At 37.3% G+C, this 4,814-nt stretch carries 6 protein-coding genes and 1 pseudogene; 5 read left to right on the top strand and 2 right to left on the bottom strand.

Features of this window, described 5'->3' with window-relative positions:
- Positions 1-118: 118 nt before the first annotated feature.
- Entirely contained in the window at positions 119-907 is a 789-nt protein-coding gene (locus tag WA249_RS18750; protein WP_005137601.1) for an ANT(3'')-II family aminoglycoside nucleotidyltransferase, read from the bottom strand.
- 65 nt (positions 908-972) lie between these two features.
- Positions 973-2,541 carry a glutamine-hydrolyzing GMP synthase gene (gene guaA / locus WA249_RS18745; RefSeq protein ID WP_000210750.1) on the bottom strand — a complete coding sequence of 523 codons (1,569 nt, stop codon included), beginning with the start codon at positions 2,539-2,541 and terminating at the stop codon, positions 973-975.
- Between the two features lie 386 nt (positions 2,542-2,927).
- Here guaA and WA249_RS18740 point away from each other — a divergent pair.
- From WA249_RS18740 to WA249_RS18720, 5 genes and pseudogenes are all read left to right on the top strand, one after another.
- Positions 2,928-3,086: pseudogene (locus WA249_RS18740) on the top strand (DUF445 domain-containing protein); the annotation flags it as partial.
- A gap of 30 nt (positions 3,087-3,116) precedes the next feature.
- Positions 3,117-3,422, top strand: a complete 306-nt coding sequence (locus tag WA249_RS18735; RefSeq protein ID WP_000122230.1) for an IS630 transposase-related protein — start codon at positions 3,117-3,119, stop codon at positions 3,420-3,422.
- A 74-nt stretch (positions 3,423-3,496) separates the two neighbouring features.
- On the top strand, positions 3,497-3,964 hold the full coding sequence (locus WA249_RS18730; RefSeq protein ID WP_191109939.1) for an IS630 family transposase: 468 nt from the start codon (positions 3,497-3,499) through the stop codon (positions 3,962-3,964).
- Between the two features lie 14 nt (positions 3,965-3,978).
- A complete protein-coding gene (locus tag WA249_RS18725; RefSeq protein WP_223231885.1) occupies positions 3,979-4,113 on the top strand; it encodes a phenol hydroxylase subunit in 135 nt (44 codons plus the stop codon).
- Positions 4,114-4,150: 37 nt separating this feature from the next.
- Positions 4,151-4,636 (top strand): hypothetical protein, encoded by a 486-nt coding sequence (locus WA249_RS18720; RefSeq protein WP_006581703.1) that lies wholly within the window; start codon positions 4,151-4,153, stop codon positions 4,634-4,636.
- The last annotated feature ends 178 nt before the right edge of the window (positions 4,637-4,814 follow it).

Raw genomic sequence — 4,814 nt, 5'->3', positions numbered from 1 at the left:
TATTAAAATTAATATTATTTTCTTTAAACACTAAGTAATAAAAAAAGAGTGCTTAAGCACTCTTATATAGCCGTATGTTTAGTAAAGTCGGTAAGAAAAGCCAGAATCTAAAAAATTATTATGTGATCAAATTTCTTTTCTGCTCAAAATGCTCTTCAATTTTTGAACTCAGAAAATTAACAATAGGCTGCAAAGCATAATGTTCCTCTTGCCAATTTTGTTTACCGATTTCCCCTCTATATTCCTGTATAAGCCGCTGCAATACGAATTTCTGCTCAGGAGGAAGCTGAGGCATAACCCATCGAGCTGCATTGCCTTTTGAAGCAATATCCTTCATGACTAAACTAAAATAGATCCGGCATAAAGCTAAAATCTGGTTTCTTTCATCTGCATCCTCATCCCAATGAGCTACAATTTCGGGATAAGTATCAGACATTGCTTGCCATAGTTCTTGATCAGAAATTTCAGGTGCCCATTGGTCTAAAGCTGGACCAAATAAAACTGTATGATGAGATCTCGCTTTTCTAAGCAATATACTAATATCTGGGTCTTTCTGCGAACTTAATGTTCCACCTTCTTTAAGTTCTTCACGTAGCCATTCACCAAACTGCATTTCATAACTTAAAGGATAATTTCCAGACTGAATCTCATCTTTTAATAAAATAGTAACTTCTAATGGTCTTTGTAATTCCCCAACAGGCTGTGAAATTTTTAGTAATTCTTGTGCAAGCTGCTCGCGTAAAGCAGATGTTAATGGTTGAGTAACCACGACCAGAACATCAAGGTCACTTTCTGGCCCTAAGCCACCATCAACAGCTGAACCATAAAGATAGATTGCAAATAATGATTCCGCTAAAAGTTGCTGTAATTTTTCTTGTAGATATTCTAACTGAATGAAATCAGACATCTCTCATCTCCTTCGGAAGAAACAGATATAAAAAAGGCAGGATTTAATCCTGCCTTTTCATTTGATTATTCCCACTCAATCGTTGCTGGTGGTTTAGATGACACGTCGTATACCACACGTGATACATCTTTAATTTCGTTCATAATGCGTGTTGAGATTTTATCAACCAATTCGTATGGTAAATGTGCAAAACGAGCTGTCATAAAGTCAACTGTTTCAACTGCACGAAGCGCAATCACCCATGCATAACGGCGGCCATCACCGACTACACCCACTGATTTAACAGGTTGGAAGACAGCAAATGCTTGAGCTGTTTTATCATACCAACCGCTGTCACGAAGCTCTTGCATAAAGATATCATCAGCAAGACGAAGAATATCTGCATATTCTTTTTTCACTTCACCCAAAATACGAACGCCTAAACCTGGGCCCGGGAACGGATGACGGTAGATCATGCTGTGCGGTAAACCAAGTGTAGTACCTAATTTACGTACTTCATCTTTAAACAAGTCACGTAAAGGTTCAACCAATTCAAATGCTAAATCATCTGGTAAACCACCCACATTGTGGTGAGATTTAATAACGTGTGCTTTACCTTGTTTGCTTGCAGCAGATTCAATTACGTCTGGGTAAATTGTACCTTGCGCCAAGAATTTCACGCCATCAAGTTTACGTGCTTCTTCAGCAAATACTTCAATAAACTCACGACCAATAATTTTACGCTTTGCTTCAGGATCGGTAACGCCAGCTAGAGCATTTAAGAAGCGCGCTTCTGCATCTGCACGAATAACACGAATACCCATGTTTTCAGCAAACATTTGCATCACTTGGTCACCTTCGTTTAAACGAAGCAAACCATTATCAACAAATACACATGTTAATTGATCACCAATCGCTTTGTGTAAAAGCGCAGCAACAACAGATGAGTCAACACCACCAGAAAGACCTAAAAGTACTTTCTCATTACCAATTTGCTCACGTAACTGCTCTACACGCAAATCGATGATGTGTTCAGGTGTCCAAAGGCCACCACATCCACAAATTTTGTGAACGAAATTAGAAAGTAGCTCTTCACCTTTTGCCGTGTGTGTTACTTCTGGGTGGAACTGAACACCGTAAAAACGGCGTGTTTCATCACTTACAGCAGCAACTGGACAGCTTGGTGTGCTTGCAGTAATCGTAAAACCTTCTGGAATCTGGCTCACTTTGTCGCCGTGGCTCATCCAAACGTGTAGTTGGTTTTCGCGGTCTTGTAAGTTGCCAATAAGTTGGTCACGTTTAACGATATCAACTTCGGCATAACCAAACTCATGTACAGTACCCGGCTCAACTTTACCGCCTAACTGTTCAGACATGGTTTGTAAACCATAGCAAATACCCAATACTGGAACGCCTAATTCAAACACCACTTGCGGTGCGCGAGGGCTGCCCTCTTCATGCACACTCTCAGGTCCACCTGATAAAATGATACCGTTTGGCTTAAAAGCACGGATGTCTTCTTCAGACATATCAAAGGCATACATTTCAGAGTAAACACCAGCTTCACGTACACGACGTGCAATGAGCTGACTATATTGAGAGCCGAAATCCAGGATCAGGATACGATCTTCAGTAATTTGAGTATTGGTAGTCATGACAAACCACTAAATGGCAAAAGAATTAAGCGCGCCATTTTAACATTTTTCACGCTTCGACGCACCGCAAATCATCATATATCTTATTTTTTTCATATTAGAATCATTTTAATAGTTAGAATAATCGATATAAAATATTATTTATTTATATTTATCAACACCCCAAAAGTTACTTTAGAACTTCTGCACATTGATAAATTCATCACATTCTATGCAACATCATAATGAATTTGATGTTAAGATGACCCGATAAAACAGGCATTACCATGGAAAGGTAAATACCATTAAGCGATATTTGTCTGACCTTAAACAGTTATCCGTTTTTTATGGCTTGTTGCCCCATATCAAAATCAATAGAAATCTAAGGAACAACAATGCTTCAAACTATGATTGCAGATTTCCAGCAACATTTTTGGTTGTATGTCTCTATTCCTTTCATGAGTGGTTTAATTGGCTATGTCACTAAAGTGATTGCCATTCAAATGATGTTTTCACCACTTGAATTTAAAGGTATTAAACCGTTTTTTGGCTGGCAAGGTATAGTCAAATCATTATAAAACCAATACAATGGTGCAATGAGTTATTCAGAACATTTTAGACGTAAAATTTTAGCTAAGCTTGAGGAAGGTTATTCTATTCGAGCAGTAGCTGCACAATTTGAAATTAATAAAAATACCATTGTTGAATGGAAGAAACGTATAGAGATTAAAAAAACTCGTGTACGTAAACCTTCTAAAATTAACGATGATGCTTTACGTGAAGATGTTGAAAAGTATCCTGATGCTTATCAATATGAACGTGCTGCACGTTTTAATTGTGGTGTTTCATCTATTGGTGCTGCATTAAAGCGCTTAAATATTACAGTTAAAAAAAGACGTTAAGCCATCCTAAAGCAGATACAAAGCTTAGGGATAAATTTATTCTGCAAGTGAATTAATTAGAAAAAAACCATCCGATTATTTATCTGGATGAAAGTGGTTTTAAGTCACATGATTACAGACCTCATGGCTACTCACGAAAAGGAGTACCCTGTCTAGGGCAATATAATTGGCAATTAAAGAATCAGACCAATGCCATTGGAGCAATCCATAAAGGGTATTTATTTTCAGTCGGTTTATTTGACTGCAAAATCAATTCAGATGTTTTTCATTTTTGGATTGAGCAATTCCTCATACCAGCATTACCAGAAAATAGTGTAGTGGTTATGGATAATGCAGCATTTCATAAAAGAGCAGATATTCAGGAGTTATTGGAACAACAAGGGCATAAAATTCTTTGGCTTCCTGCATACAGCCCTGATTTAAATCCTATAGAACAGATGTGGGCATGGGTTAAACGTAAGCGTAAAGAATGGTTGATCGACTCAGTCGATGAGTTATTTCGAGTTTTTTTCGAATCTTGTATGAATAATAAAGTAGTTTGACTATAGCTGTAGAAATGATTATGCCAGTCAAGGCTTTTGAAGAATTCTGCGCACACCATCAAGTACAGCACCTAAGTACGGATGATTTTGCAAAGATTGAATATGACCGCATGAAGTGGCGATTTGGACAGGCCGGTATTAGAGAATAAAAACTCTAGTCTTTATTAAAAAATCAGGAAGATTTATATGCAAATTGATATTAAAACATCTTCAGTTAAGCCTTTAAGAAATACTTATGCTTATATTGAAAAAAGATTTGGTGATAAACCAGCTTCACGTTATCAAGAAGCGACCTACGATATTCAGGAAGAAATTAATTTTCATTACAAACCTTTATGGCAGCCTGAATTTGATCTTTACGATAAGGGCCGTACTGTAATCCAAATGAAAGATTGGTACGTGCTTAAAGATCCTCGTCAATTTTATTATGGGGCTTATACCCAAACTCGAGCTAAACAACAAGAGATTTTAGAAAGTAATTTTACGCTTGTTGAAAAACACGATTTATTAAGAAATATTTCTGAAGAAATTCTAAACAAAGTAACGAAATTACTACTCCCACTTTATTGTAAACAAGACATTTTTATCTTTTATATTCAATGGCTTATTTTCCTGCTAATTGGTAATACCATGAAAAATACCATGCTCAGAAAAGGCTTAACAATATTTTGAAAAATTGCCTACTGAGCGCTGCCGCACAGCTCCATAGGCCGCTTTCCTGGCTTTGCTTCCAGATGTATGCTCTTCTGCTCCTGCAGCTAATGGATCACCGCAAACAGGTTACTCGCCTGGGGATTCCCTTTCGACCCGAGCATCCGTATGAGACTCATGCTCGATTATTATTATTATA

It is taken from the genome of Acinetobacter sp. 161(2023), assembly GCF_037027805.1.
In the GTDB taxonomy this organism is placed as follows: Bacteria; Pseudomonadota; Gammaproteobacteria; order Pseudomonadales; family Moraxellaceae; genus Acinetobacter.
The sequence above is the reverse complement of the archived record's forward strand: the minus strand, read 5'-3'. Positions and strand labels throughout refer to the sequence as shown.

Excerpts from the sequence above, each read along its gene's own strand:
- WA249_RS18750 (WP_005137601.1), bottom strand. The coding sequence starts at position 907 with ATGTCTGATTTCATTCAGTTAGAATATCTACAAGAAAAATTACAGCAA.
- guaA (WP_000210750.1), bottom strand. The coding sequence starts at position 2,541 with ATGACTACCAATACTCAAATTACTGAAGATCGTATCCTGATCCTGGAT.
- WA249_RS18735 (WP_000122230.1), top strand. The coding sequence starts at position 3,117 with ATGAGTTATTCAGAACATTTTAGACGTAAAATTTTAGCTAAGCTTGAG.
- WA249_RS18725 (WP_223231885.1), top strand. The coding sequence starts at position 3,979 with ATGATTATGCCAGTCAAGGCTTTTGAAGAATTCTGCGCACACCATCAA.
- WA249_RS18720 (WP_006581703.1), top strand. The coding sequence starts at position 4,151 with ATGCAAATTGATATTAAAACATCTTCAGTTAAGCCTTTAAGAAATACT.